Here is a 13,191-nt window from a genome sequence, read left to right on the forward strand (position 1 = left end):
GCATGAGCTTTAAAATATTAGAAAAGGGTTTTCAACACTTTTATCAGTGAACATTTTAGTATCAAATATCAATAGTATCTATGTGGAATAAGCCTTATACTCTGAAAGAAGGTACAGCAATCGTCGCTGGATTATTGGTTACAGGCGGATTATTACAGGTAACATTAGGTCCCTTAGAGTGGGGACTCTTCGCTTGGCCGGCCAATTTTATCACTCTCATCTTATTCGTTTTCCTTCTTATCGTAGCATATTTGTTACGTAAGCGGTCGTATTTCTGCCTCTTCATGTCCACCATGCAAGCGGCGATACCTGCTATTGCAGCTGCGGCAATACTCACTCTTATCATGGGAGTTACCAAGCAAGTGGCAGAAGGAAAGCGTCCTATGGATCCTGTCGGACTAACGAAAATGCTCAGTTTCTGGCCATTTATCTTAGTCTATGTATGGATGACAGCTATCGTAGGAGAGGTTACTATCAACCAGATAGCACGTTTCTCATGGCGTCGTTTCCCTACATTGGTAAGCCATGTCGGACTGTTTCTCATTCTGACATGCGGCACACTCGGTAGTGCAGACATGCTTCGTGTGAAGATGTATTGCGAAACTGGTCAGCCAGAGTGGCGTGGTTTGGATGCGTTTAACAATGTTCATCAGCTTCCTGTGGCTATACAACTGGAGAAGTTCACCATTGATGAGTATCCTCCCAAGCTCATGTTGATTGACAAGACTGGGCGTCCTCTTCCTCAGGACAAGCCCGAGAACCTACTTGTTGATAATGGAATGAAGAGCGGACAACTGCTTGATTGCAAGATAGATATACTCAAACGTATTGACAATGCAGTACCTGTTATGCTCAGTAAGATGATCGGTAAGATGCCCGAAGGTATGATGGGTAACATCCGTATGGACTCTTTAGGACAGGCAAGGAACAAGGATGGCTACATTGCCAGTGATGCTTCCGGTTCAGCTTGTGCGTTATTGGTAAGAGTGACGAGAGGTGTCAATGCCAACGGCAGTAGTGATTCGAATCTGATAAAAGGTCAGAAGCAAGTTGTGACAGGCTGGATTACCAGTGGCAGTTACCTCTTCCCTTATCAAGCATTGCGCCTGAAAGACGGCCGAATGTTAGCCATGCCCAACCGCGAACCACGTCGTTTCGCTTCACTTGTTAATATTTACACCCAAAGTGGACAAAACATTCAGACGGAGATAGAGGTCAACAAGCCTTTCACCATTGAGGGTTGGAAGATTTATCAGCTCAGTTATAACGAGCAGATGGGCAAATGGAGCAATCTGAGTGTCTTCGAATTAGTGACCGATCCTTGGTTACCAGTAGTTTATATAGGTATATTCATGTTATTAATAGGTGCCGTTGGGATGTTCCTGACAGCAAGTCGTAAGAAGGAGGTAGAGCCATGATCTGGAGTTATTTCATTATTTTCGCATTGGTATCAGTAGTCTTGTGGGCAACAGGCGCATGGGCTGCATGGCGCAATCGTCGTGCTTTGGCTTTTGCCACCACAGGCTTTGGACTCGCCATTTTCTTTGCTTACATCCTTATTATGTGGATAACTCTGGAGCGTCCGCCGCTCCGTACGATGGGCGAGACGCGTCTTTGGTACAGCTTCTTCCTTCCTTTGGCAGGCGTCATTGTCTACAGTCGTTGGCAATACAAGTGGATATTGAGTTTCTCAACACTCCTTGCAACCGTCTTTGTATGCGTCAATCTCTTCAAACCAGAGATTCATTCCAAGACCCTTATGCCTGCTTTGCAGAGTCCATGGTTTGCTCCTCACGTCATAGTCTACATGATGGCGTATGCACTTTTGGGTGCTGCGGTGGTCATGTCAGTGTATCTGCTCTTCTTCAAGAAAGGCGATGACACTGCGAAAGAGATGGAGATTACTGATAATCTCACCTATGTTGGATTGTCTTTCATGACCCTTGGCATGCTCATGGGTGCCCTTTGGGCGAAAGAAGCATGGGGACATTACTGGTCATGGGACCCTAAAGAGACGTGGGCAGCCATCACCTGGCTTTCCTATCTGGTCTATGTACACTATCGTCAGTACCGTTCACGCGACATTCGTCCTGCGTTGTGGGTGCTTATCATTGCCTTCTGTCTGCTTCAGATGTGCTGGTGGGGAATCAATTACCTTCCTTCTGCACAGGGTGTGAGTGTACATACGTATAACTTAAGCTAAGTATTGTTGTGCTAAGAATTACCTTTACAAAACTAACATATATATAAATTCTAAAATCAAACGAAAGCGTTCATTTTCTGATTTGTAACTTTAAGACTATCAGTAGGTTATGAATAGGGTTGTAAAAGACGCCCTTTTGACCTGCGAAAGGTGCCCTTTTACACTTCAAAAGGGCACCTTTTACAATGCAAAACATGCCCTTTTGGAATGCAAAAGGGCATGTATTGTTTTATACACTACGATTTTTTATTACATAATGTCTTCTTCCCGCCCTGCCAGGTACTCCTGTCTGCCGATTGAAAGCAGGACATCCGATGCTGTCTTCTGCAATGTTACAGCATGTAGCTTTGTGTCATATAATCTGTGGAAGAAGCCCATCAATCGGCATTTTTCCATAAAACGCTTTGTCTTTCCATATCTTTTTTATACTTTTGACACCTGAAAAAGAATACATATTATGCGACAAATTATCCAATATTTCACAGATGATGACCTCTACAAGTTGACCATGTGCTGTGCCGTCATTGACAATTTCCCACGTGCACACGTATGTTATCAGTTCGTAGACCGTGATGATACGGTTTATCCAGAGGGCTTTGCGCGTGAAGTGGAACACCAGATAGCATTGCTTGAGTCCGTCATTATCACCGATGAAGAGATCCGTTTCCTCCGCAGAAAATGCAATTATCTTCCAGAATGGTTCCTTACTTACCTCCGAGGATTCCGCTTTTCACGTGATTGGGTGAAGGTTTGGCAAAGCGAAGAAGGCCATTTGCACATTGAGTTTGAGGGCTTATGGGCTGATACAATCCTACTTGAAGTGAAGGTTTTGGCTATTGTTTCAGAGTTGTTTTACCTCTTTAATGAGCAAGCACAAGGCTTTGATTATCAGGAACTATATGATAAGACCTATCATAAGGCTGAACGTTTGCTTGAAGCAGGGTGTGTTTTCTCCGACTTTGGTACACGTCGTCGTGCCAGTTTAGTGGCTGAAGACACTGCCGTCCGTGCTATGAAAGACTGCTATGAGAGCCGTCAGTGGAAGGGAAGGTTCGTTGGAACGAGTAATATCCACCTTGCAATGAAGTATGATCTGATGCCTGTCGGCACCATGGCGCATGAGTTTATCTGTGCAATCGGTGGTATGTTCGGTCCGCAAATGGCGAATTACATGGCTATGGAAGCATGGCGTAAGACCTATCGTGGTGCACTTGGAACTTATCTTTACGATTCTTTCGGGTGGGATATCTTCTCTTATAACTTCTCAGAGGACTTTGCCAACCAGTTCAAAGGGCTTCGTGTTGACTCTGGAGACAACATTGAGCAGTTGGAAAAGATCATTGATAAGTATAAATCCTTCGGTATTGACGCCCGTGACAAGCAGGTGTTGTTCTCCAATGCGTTGGACACTGACCGTGCGATAGAGATACAGAAGTATGCTGAAAGTAAGGTGAAACCATCCTTCGGCATCGGTACTCACTTCACGAATGACTTCCCTCACGTGAAGCCAATGAATATTGTTATCAAGCTGGTGTCGGTGAAAATAACGGAGTTATGGCCTTTCTATAACGATACTTGCAAGATATCAGAGGACAATGGCAAGCATACTGGTAAGCCAGAAGTCATCCAACGGTTCATGGAAGCAATCCATTACAAGGGTTAAAACCGTCAGAAAACAGTTACCCCCAGCGTCTTTCCTTTCGGAGAGGAGCTGGGGGTAATTGTTTTATCGTGCTTCAATCTGTCTTAATCCCTTCTTATAATAGAGGTAATAGAGCACGCCTGCCGTCGTAAGACCAAATGGGAAGGCAAACCATATACCTACTAATCCATAGCCTAACTGTATTCCCAACAAGTAACCTAAGGGTAGGGAAACAATGAAAAAGGCAATGAAAGCAATCCATATCAGTGGTTTCACATAGGCTATTCCACGCATGGCATTGGCGTAATTGCACTGCAATCCGTCACCAAACTGATATACCATAAAGGGTATAACGGTCAAAGACACCATGGATGTAACGGCTGCATTGTCGGTAAACAACCCTCCAATGCTGTTGCGGAGCAGGAAGATTGGGACCGAAGTAGCCACAGCAAGTAGCAGAACAAGGTGGAATCCAGCTGTGACATTGCGTCTTACGGCTTCATAATCACGCTGTCCCATGAAGTTGCTGACGCGTACTGCCACAGCAGAAGCCAGTCCGTAGTAGATCATATAACCCAACTGTGAGATGGTCAACATCACCTGATGCGCAGCCAAAGCCGTCGTTCCGATCCATCCAACCATAAGACTTGACAGGCTGAAGGCTGCCGTCTCCATACCCATCTGCAGTGCAAGCGGTAGTCCGATAGATGTGATCTGTCTGAAATCAGTACGGTTAATCTTGCCTTGTTGCCATCCCTTGTGATATTCTTTATACCTTTTACTAAAGAAAAAGATCGTAGCCATCACGACAGTCATCATGATTCTGGATGCCATAGTGGATAGTCCTGCACCGTCCAGTCCCATCTCTGGGAAGCCGAACTTACCATATATAAGCACCCAGTTGCCGCATACGTTCATCACGTTTCCTGCTATCAGTACCCACATAGGGAGCCTTGTGTCGGTTATTCCATCAGCAAACTGCTTGAAAGTATTGAACCAACACACGAAAGGTAGCGACACTAACTGTATCAGAAAGTAGGAACGCATCAGCGGAAGGAGCTCCTCCGGCTGTCCTAAACGGTGCAGATTAAGGTAGAGTAGGGACATTCCCGCTACCAAGATCAGTGCCATACACGTGTTAGCAGCTACTGCACTCTTCATCAATTCACCAATTCTTCCCGTCTTTTCCTGCCCATATAGGTTGCCAACAAGCGCTGTTACGGCATAAGTAAAGCCCAAAGCGAAGATGATAACGAGGTTGAACATGTTGTTAACAAAGGCTGCTGCCGCCAATTCCTGCGTACTATGATGCCCGATCATCAGTGTATCGGCAAAGCTAAGGATGATGTTTCCCAGCTGACCAATGATGATTGGGACGCCTAAATAAGTGAGATTACGATAGTGGGTTGCGTATTTCGCAAACTGATAGCTCATAAAGTTAATTTTAAATGGACTGATACAATCGGCCGCAAAGGTACGAAAAAAAACTGTATTTTCATACAAATAGAGCCTTATTTAGTCTCATTCGTGTGTTATTCATTGACTAAAAACAAAAAAGAGGACGATAAATCGTCCCCTCTTTTATGGTTTATGATGTGTAATTTTGATTACAAATCGAACTTATAACCAAGTGTAATCTGGAATACACTGTTCTTATCTTTACCGTTCTCAAATACCTTTGTGAGGCCCCAGTTGTAACGAGCATCGAGCTGGAAGTTGCTGTATTCGTAAGAAACACCTACTGGAATTGAGAAATCAACAGACTGTGCTTTGATGTCATGGCTACCAGTTCCTGTGCCAAAAGGAGTGCTAGTGTCTGTCTTTACAGAACTACTAACCTTGAAACCGGGCTGAATACCCAACTTAACAGCAAGACCTTTGACAACATAAACGTTTGCCATGATAGGTACATTGATGTAATCAAGCTTCGTAGTAGCTGTTGTTGATGCGACAATAAAGTCTGATGTGCCTTTCGCACCTTGCATAGAATAGAGTGCACCAGCGCTAATTGAGAAGATATCGCTAACCTGATACTCTCCTTCAACACCTGCAACGAGACCTACACGTGGGTCAGAATCCTTTATATCAGTAAGGTTTGCGATACTAACACCAATCTTTGGCTGAAGATTAAATGAACCAACTGCGTGCTGAGCGAATGCTCCTACTGATGAAAACATCATCAATGCTGCAAATAAAACCTTTTTCATAACTTTCTTTTTTTAGTTTAGTAAATATCTAATGAATACAATTTACTGATTTCTTATTACTCTTTAAAACGGGGCAAAGATATAGTAATAAATATAATCTTCAAAGAATTGCGCGTTAAATAGTATTTATTATCGTTATCTAAGGTGATTACATATACGAATGCTTTACGTGTATTACGTGATAAGGTGGGCACTTTGCCATACTGCATGTGCCCACCTTATTATATATATGCATGATGATACATTATGTATATGTGCAACGAATCTGTTGAAAGAAGCGGTGATTCGCACCCAAAGAACAGTCCGTTTCAAGCTTCGTTCACTTCCTTTCGAGTTTAGAACCCTGCTTTTAGGGAGTTCTTAATACCTCTTTTTCAAGTCCGAAAGTTTATCTTCTTGAAGTTTCAATCACTTCCTTTCGAGTTTAGAACCCTGCTTTCTTCAGACTCTTAATGCTTCACTTCACAGCTCAGTTCCTTACCTTCTTCAAACTCTTTCACACTGTTGAGCGTTGAAACGGCAATGTTATAGAGAGCCTCTTTGGTGAAGAATGCCTGGTGAGAGGTGAGAACCACGTTTGGAACCATGAGTAAACGAGCCAAGACATCATCGTCAATCATCTTGTCACTCTTATCCTCATAGAAATATTCTTTCTCCTCTTCGTACACGTCAAGACCTGCTGATCCAACCTGTTTTGTGCGCAATCCCTCGATAAGATCCTCTGTATGAATAAGCTGACCACGACCAGTATTGATGATCATCACGCCCTTTTTCATCTTGGCGATGCTGTCTTTGTTGACCAAGAACTTCGTATCTGGCGTCAACGGACAGTGTAATGAGATGATATCACTATTGGCATAGAGTTCATCCAACTGTACAACCTTCACGCCATATTGCTTTGCAAACTCCTCATCTGGGTACAAGTCGTACGCCATCACATTCATTCCGAAGCCGTGAAGAATCTTGATTAGCTCCTTGGCAATGCGTCCCATACCGATGACACCAGCCGTCTTGCCGTACATATCAAAGCCTAACAGACCGTGCAAGGTGAAGTTTCCGTCACGTGTACGGTTCACAGCACGATAGATTTTACGGTTCAGACTCAGCATCAATGCCACTGCATACTCTGCAACAGCATGTGGTGAATAAGCAGGAACACGTGTTACTCTGATGCGACCCTCGGCTGCTTTGAGGTCAACATTGTTGAAACCAGCACAACGAAGTGCAATAAGTTTAACACCATTTGCCACCAACTCGTCAATCACTTGTGCGTCACACTCAGCGTTAACGAAGATACATACCACGTCAGCTCCCTTTGCCAAGGGTACAGTACTGATACTTAAACGCTCCTCGTAGTAGCGAATATCGAAATTAAAATCTTTGTTTACCTCATCAAATGACTCTCTGTCATACGATTTTGCATCGAAAAAAGCTATCCTTGTTGCCATGAAACCTGTTTGTTTTTAATAATTATAATTGTGTTTTAGATAATCCCTTGCATCTTAATGTCTAAGAGAGTTCTTTACATTTTCTAATGTCTCAGGTAATCTACTATCTTCAAGTTATCCAGTGTCTTGCGTAAGACTCTACAAAGTTACGTATTATTTGTAATATTTGCAAGTATAGAATTAGAAAAAATAGGGAGGAAAATGGGCTATAAATAACGCAGATTATCCATGTTTATAATGATTCTATAGATATTAAAGTACCAGTCTGTTAGACTCAAAAAGAACGAAAGTGTAAAGCAAGAAACTGACAAATTCATCGCGGAGGTTGCTCCTTTCTTTTCGTGCTTATATAGAACCAGAGAGCGAGGAAGGACAGTGTATGTAATAGAATTTCATGGTATGCTAACCAATACATGCTCTTTTGCAATGCAAAAGGTGCCCTTTTGCATTGTAAAAGGGCACCTTTTGATGAGTAAAAGGGCATGTTTTGCAACGCAAAAGGGCACCTTTTACAAGCCTCTTTGTAACCTTTTGATTCCTTGATAGTTACAAAGTCTGTTTTAATAGGATTTACTCTGATTTTCAATCAATGGCGAGTTGAAATATGTAAGGTTATTTCAAAAACACCATTTGCATATCTTTCTTCTTTCAGGAGCAAGCCATGAAGATGAGTCTTACAGCTCCCTTGCAATCGTAACTGTCAGAGTTTCCCCACCTCGGAGAGCACTTCAGCCACGTCTTCAGGCGTATTAAAGAGCATACCTTCCTCCAGTTCTTCATCTGAAAGTTGGCGAAGAAGCTCCTTAGCTGATGCTTCATCAAAGCGTGGTTCGCCCTTTTTGTTCTTTACATTGAGGAGTATTGAGAGGATTTCTTGGCGATATTCTTCTATTGACATGATGTGAATTGATATTTAAGAATTGACTTTTGCGGTTGGAATCTGTTATGCTCTTAAGATGAAATGTGGGTGTTCGGCATCGCCATAGTTGGCTTGATACGTAAAACCTTCGTACTCAAAACCCAGTAAATCAGTAGGTGAGGAGAGTCGGTTGCGCAGGATGAAGCTCGTCATTGCTCCCCGACAACTCTTTGCATAGACGCTGACAGCCTTCAACCGAGTACCCTGGTCGACCATGAAAAGCGGCTGGATGACATGCACTTCCTTCAGGATTCTTTTCCAATCGAAAAGATGTTGAAACTCCTCCGTAGCCAGATGAACAAGCGTTCCGTCGTCCTTCTTCACCGCATCAATCAGCATATCCGTCAGTCGGGGTTTCCAATAAGCAAACATATTGGCCCCATCAGCCGATGGAAGTTTCGTCTTTCCTTCCAGCCGATAGGGATGAATAAGGTCTAAAGGACGCAGCAGCCCATAGAGAAAACTCGTTATCCAAAGATGAGAATCAGCATAACGAAGGTCGTCTTTACTGTATTCCTGTGCCTTCAGACACTTGTATGCCTGTCCATAATACGCCAATATTGCAGGCAAAGCCGCTTTTTCGTTGAAGAAATCCTGGCATCGCAGCTTGTTCTCCACGGCTATCTTCTTGTTGCAATGCAGCTCTGTAGCAAGCTCTTCTGCTGACATCTCACCCAATTCCAGCGCCAATTGTCCCGCTTCTTGTCGGAAACAAGGCTGATGAGTGTTGGGTACTTGCACCTCAGTGGTGCTGTTCATTATCTTTGCTGATGCCAGTATGATTTGCATTTCTTTCTTTTTAAGCCTTAAACTCTTTCACTTCTCTAACTCCTTTTCCACTTGTTTATCAATACTTTAGCCCCATGTTATAAAGGATAAAGCCGTAGATGTCAGCCTGTTCCTCCAACTGTTTCGACAGAGGTTTCCCACTTCCGTGTCCTGCTTTGGTGTCAATACGGATGAGTGTTGGTGTGTTTCCTGCATTATCAGCTTGTAAAGTAGCTGCAAACTTGAAGGAGTGTGCAGGTACAACACGGTCATCGTGGTCCGCAGTAGTAATGAGTGTGGCAGGATAATGAGTGCCTGGTCGGAGGTTATGGAGTGGGGAGTAGCCCTTCAGATACTCGAACATCTCCTTCGAGTCAGCACTTGTTCCATAGTCAGGAGCCCAGTTCCAACCGATGGTGAACTTATGATAGCGCAGCATATCCATTACTCCCACCTCTGGAATACATACTTTGAAGAGGTCAGGACGCTGTGTCATGCAGGCTCCAACGAGCAATCCGCCGTTCGAACCACCCACGATAGCGAGGTAATCCTTGCTTGTATATTTGTTCTTTATCAGCCATTCGCCAGCTGAGATGAAGTCATCAAAGACGTTCTGCTTGTTCATCTTCGTTCCAGCAAGGTGCCATTCCTCTCCGTATTCACTACCACCACGCAGACAAGCTTGGGCATATATGCCGCCAATCTCAAGGAAAGGAATGCGATTTGATGAGAAATGAGGAGGCATAGCGATGTTGAATCCACCGTAAGCATATAGATAAACAGGGTTCTTACCATTGCGTTTCAAACCCTTCTTATAGGTGATGAAGAGTGGAATACGTGTGCCATCCTTGCTTGGATAGAACACTTGTTCGCTGACATAGTCGCTCTCATTGAACTTAACCTTCGGTGAAACATACACCTTACTGGTGTTCGTTGCGAGGTCATATTGGTAGATTGAACCTGGAACGGTGAAGGATGAGAAGTAGAAGAACACTTCCTTACGGTCCTTTTCACCATAGAAGCCCGCGCTACCAAAGGTTGGGAACTTGATTTCCGACAGTTGTTTACCATCTAAAGAGTAAACAAAAGCGTGGCTTGAAGCGTCTTTCATGTAGTTAAGAATCATCTTTCCGTCGGCAAACGTCACACTTTCAAGCATGTCTTTAGCCTCTGGAACAAGCGTTTTCCACTCGTTGAAGCCCGGATGAGCAAGGTCTGTAACCATCAAACGGTTCTTTGGAGCACCGTCATTGGTAAGGAAATACATTTTATCTCCGATGGTTTCAACCAGACTATACTGTAGATCGAGGTTGGATGTCATCTGAATGAACTGGCTGTTGGGCTGGCGTAGGTCGCGAACATATACGTTATTACCTGATCCGGCACCGCTTTCCGTGAGGAACATCATCGTCTCTTCCTGGTTTACATACACCGAATAGAAGCGCATTGGGTTAGCAGGATTCTGATAAAAGAGGACATCCTGCGACTGTGGAGTGCCTATTTTGTGATAGTAAATCTTCTGAATTGAGTTGACATTGCTGAACTCTCGCCCCTTCTGTGGTGCGTCATAAGCACTGTAATAGAAGCCATCTCCCTGCCAGGAAGCACCTGAGAACTTCGCCCAAACAATGTGATCATCAAGTAATTTGCCCGTCTTTGCATCCATAACGTAGAACTCTTGCCAGTCACTTCCGCTGCGTGAGATACTGTAAGCAGCGTATTTCCCGTTGTGAGAGAAGCTGATTCCCTTCAAAGCTACCGTACCATCATCTGACAGTTTGTTAGGGTCGAGGAAGACACGGGCGTTCTTTTCATCGCCCAAACGGTCCATAACGTACATCACACTTTGGTTTTGTAGACCGCTATTCCTATAGAAATACCACTTACCAGTCTGCTTTATGTAAGACGGAGCAGACACTTTCTCGTAGTTTACAAGCTCTTTCATGCGCTTAAGGAGCTTAGAACGGAAGGTAATACGGGACAGATAATCCTGTGTTATCTTGTTTTCAGCCTTCACCCAGTCGGCAGTTGCGCGTGAACTATCGTTCTCTAAAGGACGGTAAGGGTCAGGAACTTGCACGCCAAAGTACGTATCTACTGTGCCATCTTTGGGTGCTTGAGGATAAATAATCTTCTGTGCTACCATGTTTGTTGCGGTTAATATTGCCGCTGTTAACAATAGATGTTTTCTCATAATAGTAATAGTTTTTGTGAAATTATAGGTAGATGTTATGATTATCGGCATTGAAAAGCATCGTATTCCCTTGTAAGAGAGGGTTGATTTCATGTGTGTGGGCAATGAGAAATCCATCAGCAACACTCGCAACTTCAATACTTTGTCGAGTATTTCATGTGTGTGGGCAATGAGAAAGCTCATCAGCAACACTCGCAACTTCAATACTTTGTCGAGTATTTCATGTGTGTGGACATTGTGAAATCCCATCAGTAACACTCGCAACTTCAATACTTTGTCGAGTATTTCATGTGCTTGGGCAATGAGAAATCCCATCAGAAACACCATGAAAAGTATGAAAACAAGATGTCTTCCACCCCTTCTCATGCGATGAAAAAGGATGGAAGACACTTCATTTTACTTCAAACTTTGTTGATACCATTCGTAAAGTTTCTCCACACCATCGGCTATTTCAACCTTATGTGTCCACCCTAAGCGATGGAGTTTCTCAACATCAATGAGCTTACGGGGCGTTCCGTTGGGCTTATCTGCATCCCAAATGATGTCTCCAGTGAAGTGAACTGTCTTCTTAACAAGTTCTGCCAGCTCCTTAATGGTCAGTTCTTTACCCGTTCCAACATTGATGTGACAGTTGCGGATCTCGCCCAATGAAGGGATAGCACCCCCTCTTCCTTCCGAGTTATTACGGTCTACAGCACCGTCAATCTTTGCTCCATAGAAGACACTTGAGTACTTCTCGATACCTATGATGTCCTTAAAATCGACATTCAACAGCACATGTACGCTGGCATCAGCCATGTCTTCACTCCACAGGAACTCACGAAGTGGACTGCCATCGCCCCACAATGTCACCTTATTATCTTCTATTCCGTAGAAGGCAAGAGCCTTTAGTATGCGCTCTTCCGTGTTCTTTCCGTCCACATTTCCTTCTCCAATCTCAGCCCGAAGCTTGTCAGTTGGGTTGATAGGACGCTTGTTCATGTCGTTACGAATAGCCTCCCAATCATGCTCATGGATAAGTTTTGCGAGGTAAATCTTGCGCATCATCGCTGGCATAACATGTGAATTCTCCAGATGGAAGTTATCATTCGGACCGTAGAGGTTGGTTGGCATGACAGCGATATAGTTCGTTCCATACTGCAGATTATAGCTTTCACACATCTTCAGTCCGGCAATCTTTGCAATGGCATACTCCTCATTGGTATATTCAAGAGGTGATGTGAGCAACGAATCTTCCTTCATTGGCTGTGGAGCATTCTTAGGATAGATGCACGTACTACCAAGGAATAGCAGCTTTTCTACGCCATGTAGATAGCTTTGTTCAATGACATTGCACTGCATTTTCATGTTTTGCATGATGAAATCAGCGCGATATAGCGAGTTAGCCATGATACCTCCGACGAAGGCTGCAGCCAAAACGACAGCGTCAGGACGCTCTTCATCGAAGAATTTCTTTACTGCCTGCTGATCAGTCAGGTCGAGTTCCTTGTGGCTTTTGCCCACAAGATTGGTGTAACCTCTTTGCTTTAGGTTGTTCCAAATGGCTGATCCAACCAGCCCATGGTGCCCAGCAATGTATATTTTACTATTCTTATCCATAAGAAAAAAGCCCCGTCTCAACCCTCCCTGTGGGGAGAAAGCGCCTAAGGGGATGTGGTTTCACTTTACGAATGTCCCATATATAGGTGCTGTAACCTTCTATATCAGAAGCGGAAAGATGGCGGAATATACCTTATTATATTATTGTTTAAAACTTACATGTGTTCGAAGTGCTATCTGAGTCAGTCTGATGTTGCCTGTATGACCCCCT

At 43.8% G+C, this 13,191-nt stretch carries 11 protein-coding genes; 3 read left to right on the plus strand and 8 right to left on the minus strand.

Features of this window, described 5'->3' with window-relative positions; genetic code table 11:
* Positions 1-80 precede the first annotated feature (80 nt).
* On the plus strand, positions 81-1,418 hold the full coding sequence (locus ACZ48L_RS08800) for a cytochrome c biogenesis ResB family protein (RefSeq protein ID WP_025793005.1): 1,338 nt from the start codon (positions 81-83) through the stop codon (positions 1,416-1,418).
* Complete coding sequence (gene ccsA / locus ACZ48L_RS08805) at positions 1,415-2,203, plus strand: cytochrome c biogenesis protein CcsA (RefSeq protein ID WP_025793003.1); 789 nt, start codon at positions 1,415-1,417, stop codon at positions 2,201-2,203. Before ACZ48L_RS08800 ends, ccsA begins: the two co-directional genes overlap by 4 nt.
* A gap of 249 nt (positions 2,204-2,452) precedes the next feature.
* On the opposite strand, the gene ACZ48L_RS08810 is transcribed toward ccsA, so the two are convergent.
* Positions 2,453-2,599, minus strand: coding sequence for a hypothetical protein (locus ACZ48L_RS08810; RefSeq protein ID WP_159102225.1), 147 nt, complete (start codon positions 2,597-2,599; stop codon positions 2,453-2,455).
* A 61-nt stretch (positions 2,600-2,660) separates the two neighbouring features.
* On the opposite strand from ACZ48L_RS08810, the gene pncB reads away from it, so the two are divergent.
* Positions 2,661-3,866, plus strand: coding sequence for a nicotinate phosphoribosyltransferase (gene pncB, locus ACZ48L_RS08815; RefSeq protein WP_025793002.1), 1,206 nt, complete (start codon positions 2,661-2,663; stop codon positions 3,864-3,866).
* Between the two features lie 63 nt (positions 3,867-3,929).
* Here pncB and ACZ48L_RS08820 read toward each other — a convergent pair whose 3' ends face one another.
* The 7 genes from ACZ48L_RS08820 to ACZ48L_RS08850 form a co-directional block, all read right to left on the minus strand.
* On the minus strand, positions 3,930-5,279 hold the full coding sequence (locus ACZ48L_RS08820) for an MATE family efflux transporter (RefSeq protein ID WP_219450235.1): 1,350 nt from the start codon (positions 5,277-5,279) through the stop codon (positions 3,930-3,932).
* A 173-nt stretch (positions 5,280-5,452) separates the two neighbouring features.
* Positions 5,453-6,052 (minus strand): porin family protein, encoded by a 600-nt coding sequence (locus ACZ48L_RS08825; RefSeq protein ID WP_025793001.1) that lies wholly within the window; start codon positions 6,050-6,052, stop codon positions 5,453-5,455.
* Positions 6,053-6,501: 449 nt separating this feature from the next.
* The gene (locus tag ACZ48L_RS08830; RefSeq protein ID WP_008823029.1) at positions 6,502-7,500 is read right to left on the minus strand and encodes a 2-hydroxyacid dehydrogenase; all 999 of its coding nucleotides are present in this window, start codon (positions 7,498-7,500) and stop codon (positions 6,502-6,504) included.
* Positions 7,501-8,200: 700 nt separating this feature from the next.
* On the minus strand, positions 8,201-8,398 hold the full coding sequence (locus ACZ48L_RS08835) for a hypothetical protein (protein WP_025792998.1): 198 nt from the start codon (positions 8,396-8,398) through the stop codon (positions 8,201-8,203).
* A gap of 45 nt (positions 8,399-8,443) precedes the next feature.
* Positions 8,444-9,208, minus strand: coding sequence for a YaaA family protein (locus ACZ48L_RS08840; RefSeq protein ID WP_464722063.1), 765 nt, complete (start codon positions 9,206-9,208; stop codon positions 8,444-8,446).
* A gap of 58 nt (positions 9,209-9,266) precedes the next feature.
* Positions 9,267-11,381: a prolyl oligopeptidase family serine peptidase gene (locus tag ACZ48L_RS08845; RefSeq protein ID WP_025792996.1), complete on the minus strand. Its 2,115-nt coding sequence runs from the start codon at positions 11,379-11,381 to the stop codon at positions 9,267-9,269.
* Between the two features lie 396 nt (positions 11,382-11,777).
* Positions 11,778-12,980: a GDP-L-fucose synthase family protein gene (locus tag ACZ48L_RS08850; RefSeq protein WP_025792995.1), complete on the minus strand. Its 1,203-nt coding sequence runs from the start codon at positions 12,978-12,980 to the stop codon at positions 11,778-11,780.
* Positions 12,981-13,191: the final 211 nt, after the last annotated feature.

Source organism: Prevotella histicola, from assembly GCF_055385135.1.

Coding starts and splice junctions, on each gene's coding strand:
- ACZ48L_RS08810 (WP_159102225.1), bottom strand. CDS start 2,599: ATGGAAAAATGCCGATTGATGGGCTTCTTCCACAGATTATATGACACA.
- ACZ48L_RS08825 (WP_025793001.1), bottom strand. CDS start 6,052: ATGAAAAAGGTTTTATTTGCAGCATTGATGATGTTTTCATCAGTAGGA.
- ACZ48L_RS08820 (WP_219450235.1), bottom strand. CDS start 5,279: ATGAGCTATCAGTTTGCGAAATACGCAACCCACTATCGTAATCTCACT.
- ccsA (WP_025793003.1), top strand. CDS start 1,415: ATGATCTGGAGTTATTTCATTATTTTCGCATTGGTATCAGTAGTCTTG.
- ACZ48L_RS08800 (WP_025793005.1), top strand. CDS start 81: ATGTGGAATAAGCCTTATACTCTGAAAGAAGGTACAGCAATCGTCGCT.
- ACZ48L_RS08835 (WP_025792998.1), bottom strand. CDS start 8,398: ATGTCAATAGAAGAATATCGCCAAGAAATCCTCTCAATACTCCTCAAT.
- ACZ48L_RS08840 (WP_464722063.1), bottom strand. CDS start 9,208: ATGCAAATCATACTGGCATCAGCAAAGATAATGAACAGCACCACTGAG.
- ACZ48L_RS08845 (WP_025792996.1), bottom strand. CDS start 11,381: ATGAGAAAACATCTATTGTTAACAGCGGCAATATTAACCGCAACAAAC.
- pncB (WP_025793002.1), top strand. CDS start 2,661: ATGCGACAAATTATCCAATATTTCACAGATGATGACCTCTACAAGTTG.
- ACZ48L_RS08830 (WP_008823029.1), bottom strand. CDS start 7,500: ATGGCAACAAGGATAGCTTTTTTCGATGCAAAATCGTATGACAGAGAG.
- ACZ48L_RS08850 (WP_025792995.1), bottom strand. CDS start 12,980: ATGGATAAGAATAGTAAAATATACATTGCTGGGCACCATGGGCTGGTT.